At 74.7% G+C, this 24,676-nt stretch carries 27 protein-coding genes; 16 read left to right on the top strand and 11 right to left on the bottom strand.

Going from position 1 to position 24,676, the window contains the following annotated elements; all coding sequences use genetic code 11:
* Positions 1-16 precede the first annotated feature (16 nt).
* The 5 genes from LV78_RS24910 to LV78_RS24930 all read left to right on the top strand — a co-directional run bounded on the left by LV78_RS24910 (position 17) and on the right by LV78_RS24930 (position 5,590).
* Positions 17-598, top strand: a complete 582-nt coding sequence (locus LV78_RS24910; RefSeq protein WP_253848044.1) for a GNAT family N-acetyltransferase — start codon at positions 17-19, stop codon at positions 596-598.
* Positions 599-819: 221 nt separating this feature from the next.
* Positions 820-2,805: an acetate--CoA ligase gene (gene acs / locus LV78_RS24915; RefSeq protein ID WP_253848107.1), complete on the top strand. Its 1,986-nt coding sequence runs from the start codon at positions 820-822 to the stop codon at positions 2,803-2,805.
* A 135-nt stretch (positions 2,806-2,940) separates the two neighbouring features.
* Entirely contained in the window at positions 2,941-4,113 is a 1,173-nt protein-coding gene (nhaA, locus tag LV78_RS24920) for a Na+/H+ antiporter NhaA (protein ID WP_253848045.1), read from the top strand.
* A 71-nt stretch (positions 4,114-4,184) separates the two neighbouring features.
* Complete coding sequence (locus tag LV78_RS24925; protein WP_253848046.1) at positions 4,185-4,655, top strand: phage holin family protein; 471 nt, start codon at positions 4,185-4,187, stop codon at positions 4,653-4,655.
* A gap of 8 nt (positions 4,656-4,663) precedes the next feature.
* Positions 4,664-5,590, top strand: coding sequence for an alpha/beta fold hydrolase (locus LV78_RS24930; RefSeq protein WP_253848047.1), 927 nt, complete (start codon positions 4,664-4,666; stop codon positions 5,588-5,590).
* A gap of 63 nt (positions 5,591-5,653) precedes the next feature.
* On the opposite strand, the gene LV78_RS24935 is transcribed toward LV78_RS24930, so the two are convergent.
* The 4 genes from LV78_RS24935 to nth are packed head-to-tail and all read right to left on the bottom strand — an operon-like array spanning position 5,654 to position 8,972.
* The gene (locus tag LV78_RS24935) at positions 5,654-6,841 is read right to left on the bottom strand and encodes a MarP family serine protease (RefSeq protein WP_253848048.1); all 1,188 of its coding nucleotides are present in this window, start codon (positions 6,839-6,841) and stop codon (positions 5,654-5,656) included.
* A 21-nt stretch (positions 6,842-6,862) separates the two neighbouring features.
* Positions 6,863-7,558 carry an NUDIX hydrolase gene (locus LV78_RS24940; protein WP_253848049.1) on the bottom strand — a complete coding sequence of 232 codons (696 nt, stop codon included), beginning with the start codon at positions 7,556-7,558 and terminating at the stop codon, positions 6,863-6,865.
* Positions 7,555-8,202 (bottom strand): TlpA family protein disulfide reductase, encoded by a 648-nt coding sequence (locus LV78_RS24945; protein ID WP_253848050.1) that lies wholly within the window; start codon positions 8,200-8,202, stop codon positions 7,555-7,557. Before LV78_RS24945 ends, LV78_RS24940 begins: the two co-directional genes overlap by 4 nt.
* The gene (gene nth, locus LV78_RS24950; RefSeq protein WP_253848051.1) at positions 8,199-8,972 is read right to left on the bottom strand and encodes an endonuclease III; all 774 of its coding nucleotides are present in this window, start codon (positions 8,970-8,972) and stop codon (positions 8,199-8,201) included. The genes LV78_RS24945 and nth overlap by 4 nt, the downstream gene beginning before the upstream one ends.
* A 273-nt stretch (positions 8,973-9,245) precedes the next feature.
* Here nth and LV78_RS24955 point away from each other — a divergent pair, with 273 nt between their 5' ends.
* The 5 genes from LV78_RS24955 to LV78_RS24975 all read left to right on the top strand — a co-directional run bounded on the left by LV78_RS24955 (position 9,246) and on the right by LV78_RS24975 (position 14,421).
* On the top strand, positions 9,246-9,494 hold the full coding sequence (locus tag LV78_RS24955; protein WP_012782886.1) for a hypothetical protein: 249 nt from the start codon (positions 9,246-9,248) through the stop codon (positions 9,492-9,494).
* A 202-nt stretch (positions 9,495-9,696) separates the two neighbouring features.
* Positions 9,697-10,371 (top strand): Crp/Fnr family transcriptional regulator, encoded by a 675-nt coding sequence (locus LV78_RS24960; RefSeq protein WP_012782885.1) that lies wholly within the window; start codon positions 9,697-9,699, stop codon positions 10,369-10,371.
* 868 nt (positions 10,372-11,239) lie between these two features.
* Complete coding sequence (locus LV78_RS24965; RefSeq protein ID WP_253848052.1) at positions 11,240-12,493, top strand: MFS transporter; 1,254 nt, start codon at positions 11,240-11,242, stop codon at positions 12,491-12,493.
* 41 nt (positions 12,494-12,534) lie between these two features.
* Positions 12,535-13,632, top strand: coding sequence for a DNA polymerase III subunit beta (gene dnaN, locus LV78_RS24970; RefSeq protein ID WP_253848053.1), 1,098 nt, complete (start codon positions 12,535-12,537; stop codon positions 13,630-13,632).
* Between the two features lie 144 nt (positions 13,633-13,776).
* Positions 13,777-14,421 carry a hypothetical protein gene (locus LV78_RS24975; protein WP_253848054.1) on the top strand — a complete coding sequence of 215 codons (645 nt, stop codon included), beginning with the start codon at positions 13,777-13,779 and terminating at the stop codon, positions 14,419-14,421.
* A 6-nt stretch (positions 14,422-14,427) separates the two neighbouring features.
* Here the strand turns inward: LV78_RS24975 and LV78_RS24980 are convergent, their stop codons facing one another.
* From LV78_RS24980 to LV78_RS24990, 3 genes are all read right to left on the bottom strand, one after another.
* Positions 14,428-15,063 (bottom strand): hypothetical protein, encoded by a 636-nt coding sequence (locus LV78_RS24980; RefSeq protein ID WP_253848055.1) that lies wholly within the window; start codon positions 15,061-15,063, stop codon positions 14,428-14,430.
* A 213-nt stretch (positions 15,064-15,276) separates the two neighbouring features.
* Positions 15,277-16,077, bottom strand: a complete 801-nt coding sequence (locus LV78_RS24985) for an MBL fold metallo-hydrolase (RefSeq protein ID WP_253848056.1) — start codon at positions 16,075-16,077, stop codon at positions 15,277-15,279.
* Positions 16,074-16,877, bottom strand: coding sequence for an NUDIX hydrolase (locus tag LV78_RS24990; RefSeq protein WP_372494991.1), 804 nt, complete (start codon positions 16,875-16,877; stop codon positions 16,074-16,076). The genes LV78_RS24985 and LV78_RS24990 overlap by 4 nt, the downstream gene beginning before the upstream one ends.
* Positions 16,878-16,921: 44 nt before the next feature.
* Here LV78_RS24990 and LV78_RS24995 point away from each other — a divergent pair, with 44 nt between their 5' ends.
* From LV78_RS24995 to LV78_RS25005, 3 genes are read left to right on the top strand one after another with little or no spacing between them, the layout of a single operon-like run.
* Entirely contained in the window at positions 16,922-17,296 is a 375-nt protein-coding gene (locus LV78_RS24995; protein ID WP_253848057.1) for a hypothetical protein, read from the top strand.
* Between the two features lie 20 nt (positions 17,297-17,316).
* Complete coding sequence (locus LV78_RS25000; RefSeq protein ID WP_253848058.1) at positions 17,317-18,198, top strand: Gfo/Idh/MocA family protein; 882 nt, start codon at positions 17,317-17,319, stop codon at positions 18,196-18,198.
* Positions 18,195-19,019 (top strand): hypothetical protein, encoded by an 825-nt coding sequence (locus LV78_RS25005; RefSeq protein WP_253848059.1) that lies wholly within the window; start codon positions 18,195-18,197, stop codon positions 19,017-19,019. The genes LV78_RS25000 and LV78_RS25005 overlap by 4 nt, the downstream gene beginning before the upstream one ends.
* Positions 19,020-19,035: 16 nt before the next feature.
* On the opposite strand, the gene LV78_RS25010 is transcribed toward LV78_RS25005, so the two are convergent.
* Genes LV78_RS25010 through sp36 form a run of 4 tightly spaced genes read right to left on the bottom strand, consistent with a single transcriptional unit; the run spans position 19,036 to position 21,572 of the window.
* On the bottom strand, positions 19,036-20,310 hold the full coding sequence (locus LV78_RS25010; protein ID WP_253848110.1) for a hypothetical protein: 1,275 nt from the start codon (positions 20,308-20,310) through the stop codon (positions 19,036-19,038).
* 38 nt (positions 20,311-20,348) lie between these two features.
* Positions 20,349-20,960 (bottom strand): hypothetical protein, encoded by a 612-nt coding sequence (locus LV78_RS25015; RefSeq protein ID WP_253848060.1) that lies wholly within the window; start codon positions 20,958-20,960, stop codon positions 20,349-20,351.
* Position 20,961: 1 nt separating this feature from the next.
* Complete coding sequence (locus LV78_RS25020) at positions 20,962-21,420, bottom strand: RidA family protein (RefSeq protein ID WP_253848061.1); 459 nt, start codon at positions 21,418-21,420, stop codon at positions 20,962-20,964.
* Complete coding sequence (sp36, locus tag LV78_RS25025; RefSeq protein WP_012782872.1) at positions 21,417-21,572, bottom strand: Sp36 family protein; 156 nt, start codon at positions 21,570-21,572, stop codon at positions 21,417-21,419. Before sp36 ends, LV78_RS25020 begins: the two co-directional genes overlap by 4 nt.
* 557 nt (positions 21,573-22,129) lie before the next feature.
* Between sp36 and LV78_RS25030 the strand changes: the two genes are divergently transcribed.
* The 3 genes from LV78_RS25030 to bagB all read left to right on the top strand — a co-directional run bounded on the left by LV78_RS25030 (position 22,130) and on the right by bagB (position 24,663).
* On the top strand, positions 22,130-22,399 hold the full coding sequence (locus LV78_RS25030) for a hypothetical protein (RefSeq protein WP_253848062.1): 270 nt from the start codon (positions 22,130-22,132) through the stop codon (positions 22,397-22,399).
* Between the two features lie 150 nt (positions 22,400-22,549).
* Positions 22,550-23,542, top strand: a complete 993-nt coding sequence (gene bagA, locus LV78_RS25035; RefSeq protein WP_253848063.1) for an ATPase BagA — start codon at positions 22,550-22,552, stop codon at positions 23,540-23,542.
* Positions 23,539-24,663 (top strand): ATPase BagB, encoded by a 1,125-nt coding sequence (gene bagB / locus LV78_RS25040; protein WP_253848064.1) that lies wholly within the window; start codon positions 23,539-23,541, stop codon positions 24,661-24,663. The genes bagA and bagB overlap by 4 nt, the downstream gene beginning before the upstream one ends.
* Positions 24,664-24,676 lie beyond the last annotated feature (13 nt).

A 24,676-nucleotide genomic window follows, 5' to 3' on the forward strand; every position in this document is an offset into this window, starting at 1 on the left:
GACTTAACGTCACGGCATGACCTGGTTCGACCGCCCCGTGCTCAGCGATCCCCGCGTCCGGCTGGAGCCGCTGACCCCGGACCACGCCCCCGGACTGCTGAAGGCGGGCGCGGCCCCCGGTGTGTGGACCTGGCTGAGCAGCCGCCAGCCGACCGACCTGCCCGCGATGGCGGCGTTCGTGGACCGGGCGCTGACCGACCCGGACCGGCTGCCGTGGGCGCAGGTCGACCCGGCCACCGGCGAGGTCGTGGGCACCACCTCCTACTACGAGGTCGACCCGAGGCACCGGAACCTCTGCATCGGGCACACCTGGATCGGCGCGCCCTGGCAGCGCACCGCGCTGAACACGGCGGCGAAGCTGCTCCTGCTGACCCGCGCGTTCGACGAGCTGGGCGCGCTGCGGGTGGGCTGGCACACCGACGCGCGCAACGAGCGCTCGCAGCGGGCGATCGCCCGGCTCGGCGCGACCCGCGAGGGGGTGCTGCGCGCGCACCGGATCAGGCCCGACGGCACGATCCGCGACACGGTCGTGTTCTCGGTGACGGCCCCCGAGTGGCCCGGCGTCCGTGACCGGCTCGTGGCACGACTGGCCGAGTGACCAGCCCCCACCGGGTGTGAGCGAGGTCACCACCCTTACCGCTGGTCGCAATTGAGGTGTCATTCGGCGGATTAGCGGTGGTCCGTGACGTGGGACACGGGTTACACAGTTACCCATGTGTTTCACAGCCGCCGTATTGGTCTGAACCATGTCGGGGTGCTGTGAGCGGGACCGCACTCAGGGTGCCCACCACGGCCAAGGATTCAGGAGGTCTGCCCGACATGACCCAGCCGAACGAGACCGGCCCGACCCTGGACAACCTGCTGACCGAGAGCCGCACGTTCCCCCCGTCCGAGGAGTTCGCCGCCCAGGCCAACGCCACCCGGGCGCTCTACGACGCCGCCGACGCCGACCGCGACGCCTTCTGGGCCGAGCAGGCCGAGCGGCTCACCTGGGAGCGGAAGTGGGACCAGGTGCTCGACTGGTCCGACGCCCCGTTCGCCAAGTGGTTCGTCGGCGGGAAGCTGAACGTCGCCTACAACTGCGTCGACCGGCACGTGGAGTCCGGTCACGGCGAGCAGGTCGCCATCCACTGGGAGGGCGAGCCCGGCGACAGCCGGACCATCACCTACGCCGACCTCAAGCGCGACGTCTCCAAGGCCGCCAACGCGCTGGCCTCGCTCGGCGTCGGCGCCGAGGACCGGGTCGCCATCTACATGCCGATGGTGCCCGAGGCGATCGTCGCCATGCTGGCCTGCGCCCGCATCGGCGCGCTGCACAGCGTCGTGTTCGGCGGCTTCTCCGCGGAGGCGCTGCGCACCCGCGTCGAGGACTCGCAGGCCAAGCTGGTGATCACCACCGACGGCCAGTACCGGCGCGGCAACCCGGCCCCGCTCAAGCCCGCCGTGGACGAGGCCGTGTCGAAGGCCGCGAGCGTCGAGCACGTGCTCGTGGTGCGGCGCACCGGCGGCGAGGTGGCCTGGACCGAGGGCCGCGACCTGTGGTGGCACGAACTGGTGGACGGCCAGTCCGACGAGCACGCCCCCGAGGCGTTCGACTCCGAGCACCCGCTGTTCATCCTCTACACCTCGGGCACCACCGGGAACCCCAAGGGCATCCTGCACACCTCCGGCGGCTACCTCACCCAGACCGCCTACACGCACCACAACGTGTTCGACCTCAAGCCGGACAGCGACGTCTACTGGTGCACCGCCGACATCGGCTGGGTCACCGGGCACAGCTACATCGTGTACGGCCCGCTGGCCAACCGGGTCACCCAGGTCGTCTACGAGGGCACCCCGAACACCCCGCACGAGGGCCGCCACTGGGAGATCGTGCAGAAGTACGGCGTCTCGATCTACTACACCGCGCCGACGCTGATCCGCACGTTCATGAAGTGGGGCGCGCAGATCCCGGCCGCGCACGACCTGTCGTCGCTGCGGGTGCTCGGCAGCGTCGGCGAGCCGATCAACCCCGAGGCGTGGATCTGGTACCGGGAGAACATCGGCGCGGGCAAGGCGCCGATCGTGGACACCTGGTGGCAGACCGAGACCGGCGCGATCATGATCTCGCCGCTGCCCGGCGTGGTGTCCACCAAGCCCGGTTCGGCGCAGCGCCCGCTGCCCGGCGTCGGCGCGAAGGTCGTGGACGACCAGGGCGTCGAGGTCGGCCCCGGCGGTGGCGGCTACCTGGTGCTCGACCAGCCGTGGCCGTCGATGCTGCGCGGCATCTGGGGCGACGACGCGCGCTACCGCGACACCTACTGGTCGCGGTTCGCCGAGGAGGGCTTCTACTTCGCGGGCGACGGCGCGAAGTACGACGCGGACGGCGACATCTGGCTGCTGGGCCGGGTGGACGACGTGATGAACGTGTCCGGGCACCGGATCTCCACCACCGAGGTGGAGTCCGCGCTGGTGTCGCACCCGACCGTGGCGGAGGCGGCGGTGGTCGGGGCGACCGACCCGACGACCGGGCAGGGCATCGTGGCGTTCGTGATCCTGCGCGGCGGGGTCGCCGAGGGCTCGGACGGGGCCGAGGCGATCAAGGCGCTGCGCGACCACGTGGCCAAGGAGATCGGGCCGATCGCGAAGCCAAGGCAGATCATGGTCGTGCCGGAGCTGCCGAAGACCCGCTCGGGCAAGATCATGCGCCGCCTGCTGCGCGACGTGGCGGAGAACCGCCAGGTCGGCGACGTGACGACGCTGGCAGACTCGTCCGTGATGGACCTGATCTCCTCCGGCCTGAAGAAGGGCTCCGGGGAGGACTGAGCACGCGGCCGAGCCGGACCCGACGGGCGTTCCACCACTTGGTGGAACGCCCGTCGTCGGTTACCCTTGGTCACAGGTGAGCCGGGAAGTCTGGTCGGCACGTCATCAGCCGTGCCCAGACTACGGAGCAGCCCCTTGTCCTCACCCGCCCGCAAGCCCGTCGCCGACTTCGCCCGCTACCTGCGCACCGAGACCACCGGCGGCATCGTCCTGCTCGTGGCCACCGCGATCGCGCTGCTGTGGGCCAACTCCCCGCTCGGCGACTCGTACGCCGCGCTCCGCGAGACCCACCTCGGCCCGCTCACCGTCGGTGACTGGGTCAAGGACGGCCTGCTCGCGGTGTTCTTCTTCGTCGCCGGGCTGGAGCTCAAGCGCGAGCTGGTCGTGGGCGAGCTGAACAGCCTCAAGGCCGCCGCCCTCCCGGTGATCGCCGCGGTCGGCGGCATGGTGGTCCCCGCCGTGGTCGCGCTCGGGTTCTCCTGGGGCGAACCGGGCGCGAGCCAGGCGTGGGCGATCCCGATGGCCACCGACATCGCGTTCGCGCTGGGCGTGCTGGCGATCGCCGGGTCCGCGCTGCCGAGCAGCGTCCGGGTGTTCCTGCTCAGCCTCGCCGTGGTGGACGACCTGGGCGCGATCGCGGTGATCGCGGTGCTGTTCACCTCCGGGTTGGAGCTGCTCTCGGTGCTGGCCGCCGTCGCGCTGCTCGCCCTGTACGCCTTCCTCCAGCACAAGCGGGTCACCTCGGCCTGGTTGTACGTCCCGATCGCGGTCGGCGTCTGGTTCGCGGTCCACGAGTCCGGCGTGCACGCCACGATCGCCGGTGTGGCGCTGGGGCTGCTGACCCGCGTGCGCGCCGACGACGGCGAGGACGAGGCGCCCGCCGCGCGCCTGGAGCACCGGTTGCAGCCGTGGTCGGCCGGGCTGGTGGTGCCGCTGTTCGCGCTCTTCGCGGCGGGCGTCCCGGTCGGCGGGGACGCCCTGCGCGCGCTGGTGGACGACCCGGTCGCGCTCGGCGTGGTCGCCGGTCTGGTGCTGGGCAAGGTGATCGGCATCCTCGGCTTCTCCGCGCTGGCGGTGCGGTTGAAGCTCGCCGTGTGGCCCAGCGGCGCGGGACCGCGCGACGTCGCGGCGGTGGGCGTGCTCGGCGGCGTCGGGTTCACGGTGAGCCTGCTGATCGCGGACCTCGCGCTCACCGGCGAGGCGGCCGAGCGGGCCAAGGCCGCGGTGCTGATCGCGTCCCTGCTGGCGTCGCTGCTCGCGGCCGTCCTGCTGGTGCGCCGGGGCAGGGCGCACCGGGAGTCGGACTGATCACCGGGTGATCGATCGCGTGATCAGCCGGTCGAGCGGCCTCGTGTCAGGGGGCGTGGCACGATTGTGCGGTGACCACCCCGAGTGAGAACACCCCGCCACCAATCCCGTCGATCCCGCTGACGGCGGAGAACGCCTCGACGATCGCCGGGGAGACCTCCATCGGCGGGCTGGTGCGCGACGCGACAGCCCACGTGTCGACGCTGCTGCGGGCCGAGGTGGAGCTGGCCAAGGCCGAGGTGACCCAGGAGGTCAAGCGGGGCCTGAAGGGCGGCGTCTTCTTCATCCTGGCGCTGGTCGTCCTGTCCTTCAGCCTGTTCTTCCTGTTCATCGCGCTGGCCGAGGGCATCGCGGTGTTCCTGTGGACGTGGCTCGCCTACTTCCTCGTGTTCGTCCTGATGGTCGTCGTCGCGGTCCTGTTCGCGCTGCTGGGCAAGCGGAAGATGTCCCAGCTGCGCCCGCCGACGCGGACCATCGAGTCCGCCAAGGACACCGTCGCGGTGCTGCGGCGCCGCGACGACGACCAGGACGACACCCCCTGAGCCGGGCCGTGGCGCCGCCGCCGGACCCGTCGTCCGCGCGGATACCCGGCCCGTGGGCGCACCGCGACGTGTCCGCCAACGGCATCCGGCTGCACGTGGCCGAGCTGGGCGACGGACCGCTCGTGCTGCTGCTGCACGGGTTCCCCGAGTTCTGGTGGTCATGGCGGCACCAGCTGGTCGACCTGGCCGAGGCCGGGTACCGGGCGGTGGCCGTCGACCTGCGCGGGTACGGGGACTCGGACAAGCCGCCGAGGGGGTACGACGGGTTCACGCTCGCCGGTGACGTCGCCGGGCTGGTCAAGGCGCTCGGCGAGCCCAAGGCGCACGTCGTCGGGCACGCCTGGGGCGGGATGCTGGCCTGGGTGGTCGGCGCGCTGCACCCCCGCCTCGTGCGGTCGGTGACGGCCGTGTCCGCGCCGCACCCGCTGGCGCTGCGCCGGGCCGTGCGGCGCAACACCGCCGGGCAGGCGCGCGCGCTGGGGCACCTGCTGCGGTTCCAGCTGCCGGTGCTGCCGGAGCGCTCGCTGCTGGCCGCGAACGGCGCCCGCGTCGGCGAGCTGCTGCGCGCCTGGGGTGGCGCGGAGTGGGCGGCCTCGCCGGAGTTCGCCGAGGTGGTCGAGCGCAACACCGCCGCCGTGCGCATCCCCGGCGTGGCGCACAGCGCGCTGGAGTACCACCGGTGGGCGGTCCGCTCGCAGGTGCGCAGCGACGGGCGGCGGTTCGTGGAGGCGGTGTCCAGGAAGCTGGAGGCCCCGGTGCTCCAGGTGCACGGCGCCCGCGACCCGGTGATGCTCGCGCAGACCGCGCTGGACTCGGTCCGCTGGCGCGGGCCGGGGTCGGTGCTGCGGGTGCTCCAGGACGTCGGGCACTTCCCGCACCAGGAGGACCGGGCCGAGTTCGGCCGGGTGCTCACCGGGTTCCTGAAGGAGAACTAGGGCCGGGCGCGCACGCCCGGCCCCCTGCGCTCGATCTCCCGCGCCTGATCCCCCGCGCCCCGGTCAGGACGCGCAGGTCTGCGTGGAGGCCCGCCGCACCAGCCCCGGCGCCTTGGCCACCTCGTCGGCGACCTCCTGCGGGGTCAGCACGAACCCGGTCTCCTGGTCGTCCACGGCCGCGCCGAACACCACGCCCATGACCCGGCCCTCCCGGTCGACCAGCGGGCCGCCGGAGTTGCCGCTGCGGACCTTCGCCCGGATCGTGTAGACGTCCCGCGTCACGGTCTGCGCGTCGTAGATGTCCGGCCCGCGCAGCATGGGGATGCGCTCGCGCACCCGCGCCTCGGACGCCGTGTACGGCCCGTCCAGCGGGTAGCCGAGCACGACCCCGTCCTCGCCCTGGTCGATCTCGTCGGTGCGGAACTGGAGCGGCTGCGCGTCCAGGTCCGGCACGGCCAGGATCGCCAGGTCGGTCTGCGCGTCGTAGTGCACGACGGTCGCGTCGAACTGGCCCCGGCCGACCTCGATGGTGACCTCGGTGGTGCCCGCGACGACGTGCGCGTTGGTCATGACCCGCTCCGGCGCGACCACGAACCCGGTGCCCTCCAGCGCCCGCGAGCACGAGGGCGCCCGGCCGCGCACCTTCAGCACGCTCGGCCGCAGCCGCTGCACCACGGGGTCGCCGCTGAGCGCCGGGTCCGGCGGGGAGACCTCCTTGAGCGGGGTGCGGCTGAACGGGTCCATCGCGGCCGGGAAGCCGGACACGTCGAACAGGCTCTGCAGGTCGGCGGACAGGTCGCGGGCCGCCTGCGGCATCGCACCGTCCACGGTGGACAGGATCGTGGACTGGTTGAGCCCTTTGGCCAGCGTCGGCAGTCCGGCCACCGAGGTGAGCGGCAGCGCGATCATCCACGCCACCACGAACACCACCGCGCCCTGCACGACCGCGCCGAGCGCGTTGTCCACGCCGCGCAGCGGGGTCGCGTTGACCTTGGACTTGACCGCGCGCCCGATGTAGACGCCCAGCGTCTCGCCGAGCGCGACCAGGAGCACCACCACGCCGACCGCGAAGACCACCTTGGTCACCACGTTGTCGAAGCGCGACACCACCACGGGCGCGAGCTGCGTGCCCAGCAGCAGGCCGACGAGCACGCCGACGAAAGCGGGCACGGCAACGACCATGCCCTGCCTGGCGCCCGACACCGCGGCGAACGCGGCTATCGCCAGCACCAGCAGGTCTACCCAGTTCACCCGGTTCCTCCGCCCGTCAGGCTAGGTGGCGCGCAGCGCCGAGTCGAGGTCTCGCACGTCGGTGGCGTCCCACGGGCGCTCCCAGCCGCCGAGCCGGAGCAGCCCGCTGACCAGTCCGGCGGTGAAGCCCCACACCAGCATCCCCGGTGCGGAGAACGCGGGTCCGGTGTAGCCGGACGGGTGCGAGACGCGGAACCGGTTCGCCGGGTCGGCGAGGTGCGCGACGGGCACGCGGGCGACCGCCGCCGTCTCGCCGGGGTCGACCGGCGCGACCGGGACCGGGGTGCGCCAGTGCGCGAGCACGGGCGTGACCAGGAACCCGGACACCGGGACGTGCAGCTCCGGCAGCAGCGCGACCGGGCGCACGCCCTCGGCGAGCACGCCGGTCTCCTCGAACGCCTCGCGCAGCGCCGTGCCCACCGGGCCGGAGTCCTCGGGATCGGCGGCGCCACCGGGGAAGGCGACCTGGCCGGGGTGCGAGCCGAGCGTGTCGGCGCGGCGCAGCAGGAGCAGGTCGGGACCGCGATGCCCTTCGCCGAACAGCATGAGCACGGAGGCCGCGCGGCCGGTGAAGGCGGGCGGCTTCGGGTAGTTGAGGAAGGTGTCCGCGTCGGCGTCCGACGCGGCGGCGGCCAGGCCGCGCATCCACTCGGGCAGCGCGCCGAGGTCGCCGTCGAGCGCCGGGTCGGCGACCGGCCCGGTCGTCCGGTCGGTCATCCGACCACCTCGCGCACCTGGTCGACGCTGCTGAACACCAGCGGGTCGGTCACCGGGGCGATGGAGCCGTCCGCGCCGACCAGGAAGCTGGCGGGCAGGGTGGGCGGGACCTTGAAGGCCTTGAGCAGCGCGTCGGACTCGTCGACCAGCGACGGCAGGTGCACGCCGATCCGGGAGAGCAGGTCGAGGCCGTCCGCCTCGCCGCTCTTGACCTGGACGCCGAGCACCGGGATCGCGCCGGGGCGCTGGGAGTAGTCGTCCAGCACGCGCAGCTCCTCGCGGCAGGGCGCGCACCAGGAAGCCCAGAAGTTGACCAGCACCCGGCCGGAGAGGGCCGCCGCGGCGTCGACCCGCTCACCGTCGCCCAGGCACACGGCGGTGGCGCCGCGCAGCGCCTCGGGACCCGCGCTCGTGCTCGTGGGAGCCGCGCTCGCCGAGGTCCCGCCGCCGGGACCGGCGAACTGGTCGCACGGCCGCAGCGCGGCCTTGTTGCGCGCCACGCCCAGGTCGGCGCGCTGGGACGTGTCGCGCTGGGGCTGGGGTATCACCGGGCTCGCCGCGTCCTCGCCCCTCGGCCACAGGGCGACCACGCCCGCGACCGCGAGCACCAGCACGACCACCGACCACCGCGCCGCCCCGCTCACCCGAGCCGCTCCCCCGCCCGCACCCGCTCGGCCAACCCGATCAGGTGCTCCGCCTCGTCGCCCTTCACCAGCTTGGCAGCCCGCACCGGGTCGGTGGGCCCCGTCCCGAAGGACGGGCACTGCGGCGCGAGCAGGCAGGCGCCGCACGCGGGCGTCCTGGCGTGGCACACCCGGCGCCCGTGGAAGATCGTCCGGTGGGAGAGCAGGGTCCAGTCCTTGCGCTCGACCAGCGCGCCGACGGCGTGCTCGACCTTGACCGGGTCCTCCTCGGTGGTCCAGCCCCAGCGGCGGACCAGCCGCCCGAAGTGCGTGTCGACCGTGATCCCCGGCACGCCGAACGCGTCGCCGAGCACCACGTTCGCGGTCTTGCGGCCGACGCCGGGCAGCTTCACCAGCTCGGCCTGGGTCCCCGGCACCTCGCCGTCGTGGTCCGCCACGATCGCGGCGGCCAGCCCGGAGATCGCGGCGGCCTTGTTGCGGTAGAAGCCGGTCGGGCGGACCAGCTCCTCCAGCTCGGCGCGCTCGGCGGCGGCGTACTCCTCGGCCGAGCGGTAGCGCTCGAACAGCGCCGGGGTGACCTGGTTCACCCGCTTGTCGGTGCACTGGGCGGACAGCACCACGGCGACGAGGAGCTCCAGCGGCGTGGTGAAGTCCAGCTCGCAGTGCGCGTCCGGGTAGCCGACGCCGAGCACCCGGACCGTCCGGCGGGCCCTGCGGACGAGCCCCAGCCGGGTTTCCGGCCGTGCTCCGCCCCGCGCGCCAACAGCCATGCCAAGAAGGCTACCGGTGGCGCGGACCACCCCGGCCCGACGGCCGGAGAGGTCACACGCGGCGCGGAGCCGTCCATTTCCGGCCCGGCTGTCCGCTTCCCGCTCGGCGGTGCGTCACCGTTCTTGCACGGGGCGTGTTCCCGGCGCGTTCGGGAACGCCCTGGCAACCTCCGACCGGTCACGGACGTCCATTTCTTCGCACGCGCGCCACGCGCGCGAAGAGGACCCCTGCCAGTGCGCCCGAAAACGGGATGCGCAAGGATCGGAGCCATCATGACTGCCTGGTTCGTCATCGCCGTTCCGATCGTGATCATGTTCTTCGCGCTCTTCATGGAGCGCGTCGAAGCCCGCCTGCGGCACGTCGCCGTGCAGGAGGACGAGGTCGAGGAGTTCCTCGAGTCCGCGCGCCCCGACGAGGTCAAGGCGCTCTACGGGCACGGCATCGGCCGCGCGCTGGAGCTGTTCCGCCTCCGCCGGTTCGGCGGTCGCTCGAAGAACCTGCGGTCGCGCCCCCGCCGCTAGGGCGGGCACCAGCGTTGATCAGGCCCAACGGGGCTCCCCCCGGTGGGCCGCATCGCGCTGTCCGGACTGTGCCGACGGCGCGCCCGAAAGGCGATCCCGACCACAGCCCTTAGACTGCACTCAGTGATCGACGGCAGGCGCTGATCCGCCAGAAGGCGGAACGCGCTCGACCACGCCGTCGCGTCTCGACAGGAGGGACGAGGTGGACGAGACCCTGGCCCGCGCGGGCATCTTCCAGGGGGTTGAACCGGCGGCAGCGGAGGCACTGGCGCAGACGCTGGAGTCCGTTGAATTCCCGCGCGGCCACGTGATCTTCGCGGAGGGCGAACCGGGCGACCGGCTTTACATCATCCAATCCGGAAAGGTGAAGATCGGGCGCAAGTCGCCGGACGGTCGGGAGAACCTGCTCGGGATCTTCGGACCGTCGGACATGTTCGGCGAGCTGTCGATCTTCGACCCCGGTCCGCGCACGTCCACCGCGACGACGGTGACCGAGGTGCGTGCGGTCAGCATGGACCGCCCGGCGCTGCGGCAGTGGATCTCCAACCGGCCGGAGATCGCGGAGCAGCTGCTCCGCGCGCTGGCGCGCAGGCTGCGCCGGACGAACTCCATGCTGGCCGACCTGATCTTCACGGACGTGCCCGGCCGCGTGGCGAAGGCGCTGCTCCAGCTCGCCCAGCGGTTCGGCAGCCAGGAGGCGGGGCTGCTGCGGGTGACGCACGACCTGACGCAGGAGGAGATCGCCCAGTTCGTGGGCGCCTCGCGCGAGACGGTCAACAAGGCCCTGGCGGACTTCGCCCACCGGGGTTGGCTGCGCCTGGAGGGCAAGAGCGTGCTGATCCTGGACCCGGAGCGGCTCGCGCGCCGAGCCCGGTAGTCCACAGCGCGCCCCGGTGTCGACGGGGTTCTCGGAAAACGACCCGCGTCGGGGCCGACCCCGCAGCGGAGCACTCCCGAGGTGAGGCGCGCCCCGCTTCCGACCGCGGCGGACCAGGTGTCCGCACGGCGGGAAGCGGGGCGCTCCGCCGCCCGCACCCGTGCGGGCGCCCCCGAGGCGCCGACCCGCCCGGTCGGCGTGGGCCGCGCACGCGGTTCGCGCCGGTCGACGCGGGAGCGGGGCACGACCGGTCCGCGCGGTGCGCGGGCGGAGTTCAGGCACGGACTGTTCAGCCGGTCCTCGACCGGGTGAACACGATCAGCTCGACGGCGGCCTGCCGGTGGTCCCGACCACCCGGCGGCGGCCGTCGTGCTCGTTCCGGGGCGGTTCTGCGGCGTCCCAAGGGCTGAGCGCGGCGGGTTGGGCGCTGAGCGGTGGGCGCGGTTCCCGGAACGGGAACAGCGGAGCCGGGCGCCGCCCCCGACGCGGCGCTCCGACCCCGCTGCTCTCGCGGCCCATCCCCCGACAGACCGCGTCTCCGCTTCCGGCGCCCGCAGGCCCCGACCCTCGTGGCACCGGACTGGAGTACCTGGGTACCCACGCGCCGGGCCTGCTGAAACCGGGGTCGCGCGGGTTCGTGCGCACACCATCGCACGGCCCCCACCCCGCGCCTCAAGGGCGTTCACCCTCGGGGAATGGCGGTTCAGCCCCTCCCCCGCGCCTTTTCACCCGTTCATCGCAGCGGGGCGCCCGGATCGGGCACAGCGCTCTCCCGGTGTGGACCGTTCGGGTCGCCCGGACGGGGCGAACGGGAGAACGCCGGGCAAAAAAATTGGTACTCGCGTACCAGGTCTGCATACTGGCACGCATGTCCCACTCCGCCCGGCTCTCCGACTACCGCGCCGCCCTCACCACGCCAGCGATGCGCGGCCCCGTGGTCGCGGGCCTGTTCGCCAGGCTGCCGATCGCGATGATCGGGTTCGCGCTGCTGCTCTACGTCCAGCGGGCCAGCGGCTCCTACGCCACGGCGGGGCTGGTGTCGGCCTCGGCGCTGATCGGCGTCGCGCTCGGCGCGATCGCGCAGGGCAGGCTGATGGACCGGTTCGGCCCGAGCAGGCCGCTGCTGGTGGTCACCGCGCTGTTCGCGCTGGCCGCCACCGGCGCGGTGGTGGCGGTGGAGAGCGGCGCGGGCGTGCTGGTGCTGGCGCCGCTGGCGTTCGCGGTCGGGTTCAGCGAGCCGATGGCCGGGTCGGCCTCGCGGGCGCTGTGGACGAGCATCGTGCCCGCCGGGCCGCTGCGCGACGCGGGCATCGCCTACGAGGCGATCAGCATGGAGGTCTTCTTCATCCTCGGGCCGGGGCTGGCGGGCGTGCTGGTCACGGCGGCCTGGCCGGGCACCGGGTTCGTGGTGGGCGCGGTGATGATGGTCGTGGGCGCGCTGTGGTTCGCCTGCACCCCGACCGTGCGCGGGCGGCGACCGGAGGGGGTGCGGGGCGGCGGGCTGCTCGGCGCGCTGGCGTCGCCGGGGATGCGGACCGTGGCGCTCGCGGCGCTCGGGTTCGGGCTGTCCATCGGGTTCATCGAGGTGGCGGTGCCCGCGGCGGCCGACGCGGCCGGGCACAAGGGCGTCGGCGGGCTGCTGCTGAGCCTGTGGTCGGTCAGCTCGGTGCTGTTCGGGGTGCTGTACTCGCTGCGCCCGCTGCCGCGCCCGATGCACCTGCGGCTGCCGGTGCTGCTGGGCGGGTTCTCGCTGCTCGCGGCCCTGCTGGCGATCCCGACGACGCTGGTGGGGCTCGCGGTGGCGCTGTTCGTGGTCGGTTCGCTGATCACCCCGCAGTCGACCGCGCACTCGGCGGCGATCGAGCAGGTCGCGCCCGAGGGGACGGCGTCCGAGGCGTTCGGGTGGGTCGTCACGGCGGTGACGCTGGGGCTGGCGGCCGGGCAGGGGCTCGCCGGGCAGATCGTGGAGGCTCGGGGGACCTCCGCCGCGTTCCTGGCGGCGGCGGTGTCCGGGCTGGCCGTCGCTGGGCTGGTGTGGCTGCTGCGCGGGACGGTCGCGGCGGGTGTTCCGGTCACCGCCGATGTCGCGCGGAAGGGTGAAGTGCGGCTCGCGGGCCGCTGAACCCCGCCGGAAGTGTCAGGGGCCCTCGCTAGCTTCCGGGGATGGACCTCACCGCCACCACCTCGGAACTGGCCTCCGCCACCGCCGACATCGCCCGCCTGCTGCCCGGTCGCGTGCTCGACCCGGTGCTGGCGGGCGTCGTGCTCAGGGCGGGCGCGGCGGGCGTCGAGTTGTCGGGCAGCGACCGGGAGCGGTCGCTGCGGCTGAGCCGGTCGGCCACCACGCACTCCGACGGCGCCGCGCTGGTGCCCGCGAAGCCGCTGGCCGAGACGCTGCGGGCGCTGGACTCGCCGCAGGTGCGGCTGGTCGTGGAGGGCTCGCGGCTGGCCGTGCGCACGGCGTCGGCGCGGTTCGCGCTGCCGCTGCTCGACCTGGCCGACCACCCCGGCATCCCCGAGCTGCCGCCGGTGGCGGGCACCGCGCCCGCCGGGGCGTTCGCGTCGGCGCTGGGCGCGGTGGCCACCGCGGCGTCCAAGGACGACGCGCTGCCGGTGTTCACGGGCGTCCGGGTGCACGCCTCGGGGGACCGGGTCGAGCTGATCACCTCGGACCGGTACCGGCTGGGGTTCGCGTCGGTGCCGTGGGAGGGCGGGGAGCTGGACGCGCTGGCGCCCGCCGCGCAGCTGGCCGAGGTGGCCAAGCAGGCCGGGCGGGACGGGCGGGTGGAGCTGCGCGCCGACGCCGACCGGTTGGCGCTGAGCTGGCCGGGTGGGAGCGCGGGCACGGCGCTGCTGGCCGCGCCGTTCCCGGACGAGCGGGCGCGCAAGCTGCTGGCAGCCGAGGGCGAGTGCGCGGTGCTGCTGGAGGCGGACGAGCTGGCCGGGGCGGTCCGCAGGGCCGCGCCGTACGCGGGGGCGCACGGGGCGGTGGAGCTGGCGGCCGAGGACGGCGAGCTGCGGGTGCGCGGGAGCGACCCGCAGGCGGGCGAGTCGAGCGAGTCGGTGAAGGCGTCGGTGAGCGGTGGGCTGCTGAGCCGGAGCTTCCAGATCCGGTACCTGTCGGACGCGCTGCGGGCGTTCGCCGGGCGGCGGGTGGAGCTGCGGATGCAGTCGGGCCTGCGCTCGACCGTGCTGGCGGCCGAGGAGGACGCGAACGGGGTGCGGCTGACGTACCTGGTGGTGCCGCTGCGGACGCCGTGAGCGGGAGGCCCGCCGGGCGGTGACCGCCGGACCCCCGGTCCCCGCCGGGTGGGGCGCACCACCGGACGGGCCTGCCCGTTCGGCCGTTCAGCGCAACCTCGGGCGGGTAGCGTGCGGCCGGTCCGCGTTCAGGGAGGCCGTGCGATGTCGTTCAAGAAGGTGGCGCCCGTCGCCGCCGCCACGTCCGCGCTCGCGCTCGTGCTCGGCGCGTGCACGATCCAGCGGACGGGCACACCCGTCGCCGGGGACGTGGTGGTCCCGGCCTCGGCGACCGCCTCCGGCAGCGCTCGGGCCAGCACGTCGGCGCAGGCGAGCGCGCGGCGGATCTCGGGCGGGTTCGACATCTGCTCGCGGATCGAGCCCGAGGGCGCCGCCGACACGCTGGGCTCGGTGCTGGACCGGTCCATCACGCTCACCTGCGAGGAGGACGAGCCGAAGACCGACGACTCCGGGGTCAGGCACCAGTTCGCCACCTACCGCGACCCGGCGGGCAAGACGGTCATGCGGGTGCTCTACAGCCAGCACCCCGGCGGCGCGGGGAAGGTGGCGGAGGTGCTGGAGCGGCTCAAGCCCAGCGGGAACATCCGGGTGGAGGAGGCGGAGATCGGCAAGGCCGGGTTCTGGTACCGGGCGCCGGACACCTCGGCGAAGTTCCACGTCGGCGGCGTGACCGCGATCGGCTCGGACGCGCTCGCCGTCGAGATCGGCACCACCGACGACCTGCCCGACGCGGCGTTCGCCGTGCCCATGCTGGGGCTGGTGATCGTCATGGGGTTCCTGCCCGCCTAGGGCGTGTCAGTCGTCGATGGTCAGCTTGAGCAGGAACGCGGTGGTGGACATCCCCAGCTCGTCGGGCTGCTGCTCCAGCAGGACCTGGCCGGTGTGCATGTCGCCGTTCACGCCCGCGGCGGCGCCCATGACGAACTTCAGGTCCTTGAAGTTCGACTGGCCCGAGTAGCCCGGCAGGCTCATCACGTCGTAGGCGGTCAGCTTGCCGGGGTTCTGGTCGAGCTGGAACTTGACGTAGCCCTGCATGTCCAGGACGCCCTGGTAGACGGTCATCACGATCGCCATGACGACCTTGCCGTCGATCGTGAACTGGCCCTCCTGGGCGGGGTAGCCGGCCTTGTTGAGCTCGGTCGGCTCCTGCGCGCAGGTCGCTTTCCCCTGCTTGCCGGTCACCTGGGGCACCAGCGTCATCAGGTCGGCGGCCACCCGGCCGCAGACGTCGATCTCGGTGAGCGCGGCGTTCGACGCGCTCGGCTTGCCGGACGCGCTCGGCTTGGCGGAGGTGCTGGGCTTCGCCGAGGTGCTCGCGGGGGCGCTCGCGCCCGGCGCGGCCACCGGCCTGCCCGGCTCCAGCGTCGTGCACCCGGCGAGCGCCAGCGTCGTGGCGGTGAGCGCGGTGAGCAGTGCGCGCTTGGTCGTCATGGTGGTCCCCCCTGCGTCGGCGGCAGGACGGTACCCAGCGCGGCGCGGGTGACGTGGGGGAACGGCGGAATCCGGCGAGTGGGCTGGCCCACGGGTCCGGCGCGGCGGCGGACCGGGTCAGCGGTGGACCGGGGCAGCGGTGGACCGGGGCAGCGGCGGACCGGGGCAGCGGCGGAGCTGGGCGGCGGCGGAGCTGGGCGGCGGCGGACCGGGTCAGCGGCGCAGGTGCTCCAGCTGGGCGCGCACCGACCACTCCGCGGCGGGCCACAGGGCGCGGTCCACGTCCGCGTACACCACCTCCACCACCTGCCGCACCGTCGCGCCCGGCCCCAGGGCCTCCAGGGCCGCCGCCACCTGGGCGAGGCGCTGCTCGCGGTGCGCCAGGTAGCGCCTCGCCGCCTCCGCCGCGTCGGGCAGCTCGGGGCCGTGGCCGGGGAGCACGGCGGTCCCCGGCGGCAGGTCGGCCAGCAGGCGCAGGGACCCCAGGTAGTCGCCCAGCCTGCCGTCCGGGTGGGCCACGATCGTGGTGCCCCGGCCCAGGATCGTGTCGCCGGTCAGCACGGCGTCCCCGACCAGGAAGCACAGCGAGTCCGAGGTGTGGCCGGGGGTGCCGACCACCCGGATCTCCAGGCCCGCCGCCGCCACGACGTCGCCGTGCGCCAGGCCCTCGTCGCCGAGGCGGAGCGCCGGGTCCAGCGCGCGCACCGGGGCGCCCACGCGCTCGCCGAACTCGCGCGCGCCCTCCGCGTGGTCGGGGTGCCCGTGCGTGAGCAGCACCTGCGCCACCGGGCCGAAGCCCGCCGCGCGGGCCAGGTGCGCCTCGTCGCTCGGGCCGGGGTCGACCACGACGCAGGACTCCTCGCCCGGCGCGCGCAGCACCCACGTGTTCGTGCCGTCCAGGGTCATCACGGACGGGTTGTCCGCCAGCAGGACCGCCGCCTCCGGCGTGACCGGCCGCAGGACGCCGTACGCGGGGTGCTCGAACCGCTCCCCCTCGGCGGGCCGCCCGCTCACGGGAGCACCACCCGCACGACGTCGCCGTCCCGCACCAGCTTCGGGATCACCCGGTCCACCTCCCGCTCCACGGACAGCACCTCGGCCACCGACCCCAGCTCGGCCAGGTCGGCCAGCGACACCCACGTGGGCGGCAGCAGGAGCCTGCGCCCCCGCTCCCAGTCGGCGATCGCGTCGGCCGGGCGCTGCCACACCGCGTCGGACGCCTCGCTGGTCACCCCGTCCGCAAGCTGGCCCTCGGGCAGGGCGGCGGTGAAGAACCGGGTGTCGTAGCGGCGCGGCTCCTGCACCGGGGTCACCCAGTTCGCCCACGGTCGCAGCAGGTCGGCGCGCAGCACCAGCCGCGCCCCGGCCAGGAACGCCGCCAGGGACAGCTCCCTGCGCTCCAGCGCCCGCCGCTCGGCGAAGTACGCGCCCGCGTCCGCGACCACCTCCGAGGCGGACGGGCCCGCCAGCAGCACCCCGGACTCCTCGAAGGTCTCCCGCACCGCCGCGCACACCAGCGCGCGGGCCACCTCCTCCGCGCACCCGAAGCGCTCGGCCCACCACGACGGGGGCGGCCCGGACCACTCCACCGAGGTGTCCGCGTCGCGCGGGTCGACCCCGCCGCCGGGGAACACCGTCATGCCGCCCGCGAAGGCCATCCCGAGCACCCTGCGCTGGAGGAACACCTCCAGCCCGCGCTCGCCGTCGCGGACCAGCAGCACCGACGCCGCGTCCCTGGTGGGGGCGGGCGGGTCCGGCGGCGTCTCGGGGACCGCGCCGGCGGGCAGGACGAGTTCCTCGGGGAGTTCTCGCACGACCGCGAGCGTACGGCTGATCACGCCCCGCGACACCGGGCAGGATGGAGATCGTGGAGACGAAGGGCAAGGGCTGTCTGGTCAACCTCGCCGCGCTGCTCGCGGGCGCCTTCGGCGGGGTGGCGCTGACCGCGGTGACGGGCGTGCTGCTGTTCATGCCCTCGACCAGCGTGATCAGCAGCGAGCCGACCGACGGGAGCAGGCCGGGGGTCTACGTGAAGGAGAGCACCCGGTTCTTCGGCGGCACCACGCACGAGGTGTGGCTGGGCTGCGTGGACCGGGCGCACGTGGTCGAGCTTCCCACCGGGTGGGAGCCGAATCCCGAGGTCGAGTACACCGAGACCGGGCTCGACCTGGTCTTCCCGGACGGGGGCCGGATCTCGGTCCCCGAGTCCAAGTACGCCGGGGACTACTGCTAGCGGGAGGTCTGGTGACGGTCGTGGGCGAACCACTGCGGGTGGGGCTGGTCGGCGCGGGTCCGTGGGCGAGGGCGGTGCACGCGCCGGGGCTGGCCGCGCACCCCGGCGTCGAGCTGGTGTCGGTGTGGGGGCGGCGGCACGACGTGGCCGCCGGGCTCGCCGCCGAGCACGGCGCGGTGGCCGTGCGCGAGGTGGACGAGCTGCTGGAGCAGGTGGACGCGGTCGCGTTCGCGGTGCCGCCCGAGGTGCAGGCGCCGATCGCGGTCGCGGCGGCCGGGCGGGGCAGGCACCTGGTGCTGGAGAAGCCGGTCGCCGAGTCGGTGGCGGGCGCGCGGGAGCTGGTGGACGCGGTCGACGGGGCTCGGGTGGCCGCGCTGGTGATGCTGACCAGGCGGTTCGCGCCGGAGACGCGGGAGCAGCTGGTGGACTGGCGGGACCTGGGCGGCTGGACCGGCGGCGCGGCGCGCTGGGTCGGCGGCGGGCTGCTGGGCGGGCCGTACTCGGCGTCGCCGTGGCGGCACGAGCGGGGCGCGCTGGACGACGTCGGGCCGCACGCGTTCGACCTGCTGGACGCGGCGCTCGGGGAGATCACCGGGGTGCGGGCGGCGAGCTGCGCGGGCGGGCTGTGGCAGGTGCTGCTGGAGCACGCGTCGGGCGCGGTGAGCAGCGCGGCGCTGGGCATGTCGGTGCCGGTGTCGCCCGGCGTGGCCGAGCTGGAGGTGTTCGGCGCGCACGGCAGGCGGGTGCTGGCCGGGCGGGGTTCGACGGCGCGGGACTGCTACGCGGCGCTGCTGGACGACCTGGTCGGGATGGTGGCGTCGGGCGCGGTGCGGCACCCGTGCGACGTGCGCAGGGGGCTGCACCTGCAGCGGGTGATCGCCGAGGTGAGGGCGCTGGCGTGAGCTCGGTGGACGGGTTAGCCCGCTACGCGGCGGGCCTGGCCTGCGCCGCTCGGGGCGCGTGGCGGGAGGCCGAGGCGCACCACGCGGGCGCGCTGGCGGTGTGGGGGCGGGACGGGCCGCGCGGCGGGCGGGCCGCGTCGGTGGACCGGGGGCTGGTCGAGCGGGCGCTGGACGAGGCGGACGCCTGCGCGTCCGCCGCCGAGGTCGCCGTCGAGCTGCACCGGCTGGTTCCCGCCGCGCACCGGCGCGGGGCGGCGCTGCTGGCCGCGTCGGGGGCCCGGTCGCCGCACGTGCGGGTGCTGGCCGACCTGGCGAGCCTGCTGGCGCGCGGTCCGGCGCCGCTGGGGGTGGTGCGCGCGCTGCACCGCCGCACGCCGGGCCTGACCGCCGCGCTGACCGACCGGGAGTGGCTGGTGGTGGGCGGGGACGTGCGGGCGACGCCGAGGTGCGCGGAGTTCCTGCGCGCGGTCAACGCGGCGCACGCCGAGGCGGTGGAGCGGTTGTGGCCGGACCCGCCGGTGGTCGAGCTGGTGGTGGAGCACCCGATGGCCGCCGCGCGCACGGGGACGTCGCCGCAGGCGCGGCTGTTCGACCTGCTGAGGGCGCTGCGCCACCACCGCGCGGACGCGCACCACGCAGCCGTGCGCCACGCAGCCGCGCACCCCGCAGCCGTGCGCCACGAGGTGGTGGCGGGAGCGGAGCACCGCTCGACGAGCGAGGACGAGCGGGTGACTGACCTGGCCGCGTCGGAGCCCTACCGGCAGCTCGACCAGGCGCGCAGGGCCGCGCTGGTGACCGACCTCCGGGGCCTGGCTGACTAGGCCCCGGAGGCGCGGGTCAGGAGAACTTGCCGTTGTTGGGCTTGGGCACGCCGTTGACGTACTCCGCCCCACCCGGCCAGGTCTGCTGCTCCCGCTGGGCCAGTTCCTCGTGCAGCTGCTGGAGCAGCGCCCGCTCGCGGTCGCTCAGCTTGGCGTCCACGGTCGGCGGCAGGTTGACCGAGGCGGGCGCCTGCCCGTCGGCCAGCGCCGCCTGGAGCGCCGCCAGGTCCTCCGGGTTGAGCTCCATCGTCACCTCGGCGCGCGAGAACGGCGAGTCCTCGGGCAGCGCGGGCGGCGGAGCCACCGGGGGCGCCACCGGCGGCGGGGCCGCCGGGGGAGCCGCCGGGACCACCGGCGGGGGCGCGGGCGCCGCCTTGGGGGCGGGCGGGGGCGCCACCGGCGGTGGGGGCGGAGGGGGCGGCGGCGGGGTCTGCTGCTTGGGCGTCGCGGGCGGGGCCGGTTCCTCCTTCTGGGCCTGGTCGCGCGCGGTGGTGCGCTTGACCGGCTTCGGGGGGAACGGCTGGATCGCCTCGAACGCCTCGTCGCGGCCACGTCGGGACTTGGTCGAGCCGTTCTGGTTGTCGTCGGCAGGCACCGGTTCCGGCTCGATGACCGGTGCCTTGTCCCGGACCTCGCCGTCGAACCAGGCGGCGTTGTCCGGTGCCTCGCCCTTGGCGCCGAGCGGCGCCGAGGGGAAGTAGACCTCGCGCGAGGACGACGACGCCGCGGCGTGGTACTCGTTCATCGGCTTGCCGACGGTGAGCACCTCCACCGAGGCCCGGATGCCCGCCTTCCGCAGCACCGCGTCCAACCGGTACGCGGTGGCGGTCGGGAAGCCCTTGGGGCCGATGTCCACCAGGACCACGCGCTGCGGCAGCGGTCCCGGTGTCGCGCCCGCCGGGCTGGACCGCCACGTGCAGCGCACCGAGCGCACGTCGGGCAGCGCCGACGCGGTCCGGCCCAGCACGTCGGCCAGGTCCTTCGTGGGGTCCGAGTCGGCCGTGAACCGGTGCCTGATGTGCGGCAGGGTCTCCACGGCCAGCAACCGGTCGGCCAGCAGCGGGTCCGAGCGGACCTCGCCCAGCAGCGCGCCCAGCTCCTCGCGCTCCTCGGCCTTGACCGGGATGCGCCCGGCGATCAGGCAGCCGACCACGTGGTCGACCGCGCGGTCCAGCTCCGAGACCGCCAGCATCTCCCGCGCCTGGGCGAGCGCGTCGTCGTCAACGCGGCCCGCCAGCGCCAACAGGAGGTCGTGCAGGCGGACGGGCAGTCCCGTTCCGTCTTGCGCCACGCCTGTTCTCCTTCCGGCCCGCTCCGCAGCGGCGACCATCAGACGGTCACCAGGTGTCCGTCGTCCTCGGCGCCGGTGCACACCAGCTCCGAGGACGCCAACGCCGCCCGGTGGTAGGGCGGCGGTTCGAGCCCGGCGGGCAGGACCTCCACGCAGGGGTCGTGCTCGCCGAGCGCCCGCAGCACGCGCTGCAGCTCGCCCGCGAGGCGCGCGCAGCCGGACGTGGCGGTGACCAGGATGACCCGGTTCGTCTTCCCGTTCTTGCCGCCGACCTGGCGCCAGGAGGAGCGGACCTCGCCGACCCCCGGCCTGCCGCGCAGGGTCGCGCCGAGCACGACCGTCGCCGAGTCGCCCATCGCCGCCCGGTCGGGCGACTCCGGGGTGAAGGCGAAGTCGGTCTCGGGCAGCTCGTCCAGCGCCCGGATGGAGCTGGTGGCCGCGCGGTCCGCGCCGTGCGGGACGAGGGCGCTCTCCAGCAGCCGCTGCTCGTGGTCGGTCAGGCCGATCCGGTCGTGCAGCAGGGTGCGGGGCAGCGTGCGGGCCAGGACGGACACGGCGTCGGTGGCGGCCCAGTCCCGGAACCGCCACATGACGTCGTCGGGGAGCCTCCCCGACAACCTCAGCAGCAGCTCGTGCAGCGTGTCCGACATCTCACTCCCGGATCTCGACGACCAGCTCGACCTCGACGGGCGCGCCCAGCGGCAGCTCGGCCACCCCGACCGCGGACCTGGCGTGCGCGCCCGCGTCGCCGAAGACCTCGCCGAGGAACTCGGAGGCGCCGTTGACGACGGCGGGCTGCCCGGTGAAGCCGTCGGCGGAGGCGACGAAGCCGACCACCTTGACGACGCGGGCCACCGAGTCGATCCCGACGAGGGCGTGCACGGCGGCGAGCGCGTTGAGCGCGCAGGTCCGGGCGTGGGCCTTGGCCTCCTCGGGGCTCACCTCGGCGCCGACCTTGCCGGTGGCGGCGAGCGCGCCGTCGACGAACGGCAGCTGGCCCGAGGTGAACACGAGCGAGCCGGTGCGCACGGCGGGCACGTAGGCGGCCACCGGGGCGGCCACCTCCGGCAGCTCCACGCCCAGCTCGGCGAGGCGGTCGGTCCAGGTCACGACTTGGGCCGCTTCAGGTAGGCGACGTGCTGCTCGCCGGTCGGGCCCGTCAGCACGCTGACCAGCTCCCAGCCGTCCTCGCCCCACTGGTCAAGGATCTGCTTGGTGGCGTGGGTCAACAGGGGAACTGTGGCGTACTCCCACTTCTGCATGACGGGAGCCTAGCCGCCGCGGCGGTCCCGGCGCGCCCGAGACCGGGGGTCGGCGACGGGTGGAGCGGGCTGCGGCGGGTGGACCAGCGGGCGTCCGCCGGGACGCCCGCGGGCGGTCCGCTGATTGTCCCGGCGGCGGCGCGGGGCGGGGTCGGGGCCGGGACGCGGGGGTTGCGCTGGGGCTTTGCCGTCCGGGTGATCGCGGGCCGCGCGCGAGGGGGCGCGCGGGGCGGTGGCGCGGTGATCGGCTCCCCGGCCCGCAGCGGCTTCCCGAACGATCTTCGTTTTGCTCTCGCAACGGCTCTCGGGACGCGCGTCGCCCCGGTCGGTCCGCGCGCACCGCCCGCGCACCGACCACCGGGGGTGACCGGATTCCAGGTCGGTTGAGTGGTTGGCGCGAACGCGGGACACCCGTCCGGGGGGTGGGGTGGCTGTCCGGAATGGCGGACCCCGGCTACCCCGGTCGGACGCGCGCGCCCGGCGGCCTGCCCGACCGTCCGGGTCACCTGCCCCTTCGGCCATTTCGCACCCCCGCCCCCGGGGCTACCTTGATCGGTGTGGAGACGTGGCGGGTCGTGGCCACCGGCGCCTTCATCGTCGGCGGGCTGGTGCTGGTGCTGGTCGGCATGGCGCAGGTGCGCGACCGGGTCAGACGGCGCTCCGAGCAGGACGCCAAGCACGCGCAGGTGCTGCGCGCGGCGCTGATCGGGCTGGTCGCGGTGGCCGCCGTCGCGCTGCTCATCGCGCTCTGGCTGCCGTCCACGGTGGCCTGGGCGCTGGTCGCCGCGAACGCGCTGGCGATCGTCTTCCTGACCACCGCCGACTGACCCCGCCGACCGGCCCCGGCCGGCCGCCCGGCCGAGCGCTCCGCCCGGTCCCCGCCCACCGGTCCCGGCGCGGACGATCACGGGAGTGATCTCGATCGGTGATCGCGCACCGCCCGGCGGAGTGGTGGGAACCGCGCATAGGCTGATCCGGTGACCGGCTGGACCGACGAACTCTCCCGCGCGCGGCTGCACGTCGTGACCGGCAAGGGCGGGACCGGGAAGACCACCGTCGCCGCGGCGCTCGCGCTGGCGCTGGCGACCGGGGGTCGCCGGGTGCTGCTCGTCGAGGTGGAGAACCGCCAGGGCCTCGCCCAGCTGTTCGACCGCCCGCCGCTGCCCTACTCCGAGGAGCGGATCGCGTCCGCGCCGGGCGGCGGGGAGGTCAGGGCGCTCGCGGTGGACCCCGAGGCCGCGCTGCTGGAGTACCTGGCCATGTTCTACAACCTGGGCTTCGCCGGGCGGACGCTGCGCAGGATGGGCGCCATCGAGTTCGCCACCACGCTCGCGCCCGGCCTGCGGGACGTGCTGCTCACCGGCAAGGTCAAGGAGTGCGTGCGCCGGGTCGGCAAGTCCGGCCGCCACGAGTACGACGCCGTGGTGCTGGACGCGCCGCCGACCGGCCGGGTGGTGCGCTTCCTGGACGTGACCCGCGCCATGGCCGACCTGGCGAAGGTCGGGCCGATCAAGGGGCAGAGCGAGGGCGTGGTCGCGCTGCTGCACTCCGGCGACACCGCCGTGCACCTGGTGTCGCTGCTGGAGGAGATGCCGGTGCGCGAGACGCTGGACGCGGTGGCCGAGCTGGACGGGGCCGACCTGCGGCCGGGCGCGGTGTTCGTGAACCGGGCGCGCCCGCACCGGCTGCCCCCGGACGCGGTGCTCAAGGCCGCCGAGGGCGGGGTCGACCCGGCCGAGCTGCGGGAGGGGCTCGCGGAGGCCGGGCTGGTGGTGCCCGACGAGGACCTGGCCGGGCTGGCCGAGCAGGCCGCCGACCACGCGCAGCGGGTGCTGGCCGAGGCGCGCGCGAAGGACAAGCTCGCGGAGGCGGACCTGCCGACGCTGGAGCTGCCCGAGCTGACCGGGGGCGTGGACGTGGCCGCCCTCTACGAGCTGGCCGAGTCGCTGGTCGAGCGGGGGGTGCGGTGAACAGGCTGGACGTGGACGCGCTGCTGGACGACCCGGCGACCAGGGTGCTGGTGTGCTGCGGGTCCGGCGGCGTCGGCAAGACGACCACGGCGGCGGCGCTGGCGCTGCGGGCCGCCGAGCGCGGCAGGCGCGCGGTGGTGCTCACCATCGACCCGGCGCGCAGGCTGGCCCAGTCGCTGGGGCTGCGCGAGCTGGACAACTCGCCGAGGAAGGTCGTCGTCGAGGGCTTCGAGCCCGACGGCGAGCTGCACGCGATGATGCTGGACATGCGCCGCACGTTCGACGACATGGTGCTGGCGCACGCGGGCCGGGAGCGGGCCCAGCAGATCCTGGCCAACCCCTTCTACCAGACGATCTCCACGTCGTTCTCCGGCACGCAGGAGTACATGGCGATGGAGAAGCTGGGCCAGCTCGTGGCGCGCGACGAGTGGGACCTGGTGGTGGTGGACACCCCGCCGAGCCGGTCGGCGCTGGACTTCCTGGACGCGCCGCAGCGGCTGTCGACGGTGCTCGACGGCAAGCTGATCAAGATGCTGTCGGCGCCCGCGCGGGCGGGCGGCCGGGGCATCATGAAGATCGTCGGGACCGGGTTCACCCTGTTCACGAAGGCCGTGTCGACGATCGTCGGCGGCCAGCTGCTCCAGGACGCGTCCACGTTCGTGCAAGCGTTCGACAGCATGTTCGGCGGCTTCCGGCAGCGCGCCCAGGCGACCTACGAGCTGCTGCGCTCACCGGGGACGGAGTTCCTGGTGGTCGCGGCGGCCGAACCGGACGCGCTGCGGGAGGCCAGCTACTTCGTGGAGCGGCTCTCCGCCGAGGAGATGCCGCTGTCCGGGCTGGTGGCGAACCGGACCCACCCGGTGCTGGCCGGTCTGGCCCCGGCGGGCGCCGAGGCGACCGCAGACCGGCTGGAGGAGCGGGCGGGCGGGCCGTCGCTGGCCTCCGCCGTCCTCCGGGTGCACGCGGACCGGGTCGCCGTCGCGGACCGCGAGAAGCGGCTGCTGGCGCGGTTCACCCGTGCGCACCCCGGTGTCCCCCTGGTCGGGGTCCCCGCCCTGCCAACCGACGTGCACGACCTGGACGGTCTGCGCGAGATCGGCCGCCGGCTGGCGGGCGAGTAGGAAAACCCCTGGT

It is taken from the genome of Actinosynnema pretiosum, assembly GCF_024171695.1.
Classification (GTDB): domain Bacteria; phylum Actinomycetota; class Actinomycetes; order Mycobacteriales; family Pseudonocardiaceae; genus Actinosynnema; species Actinosynnema pretiosum.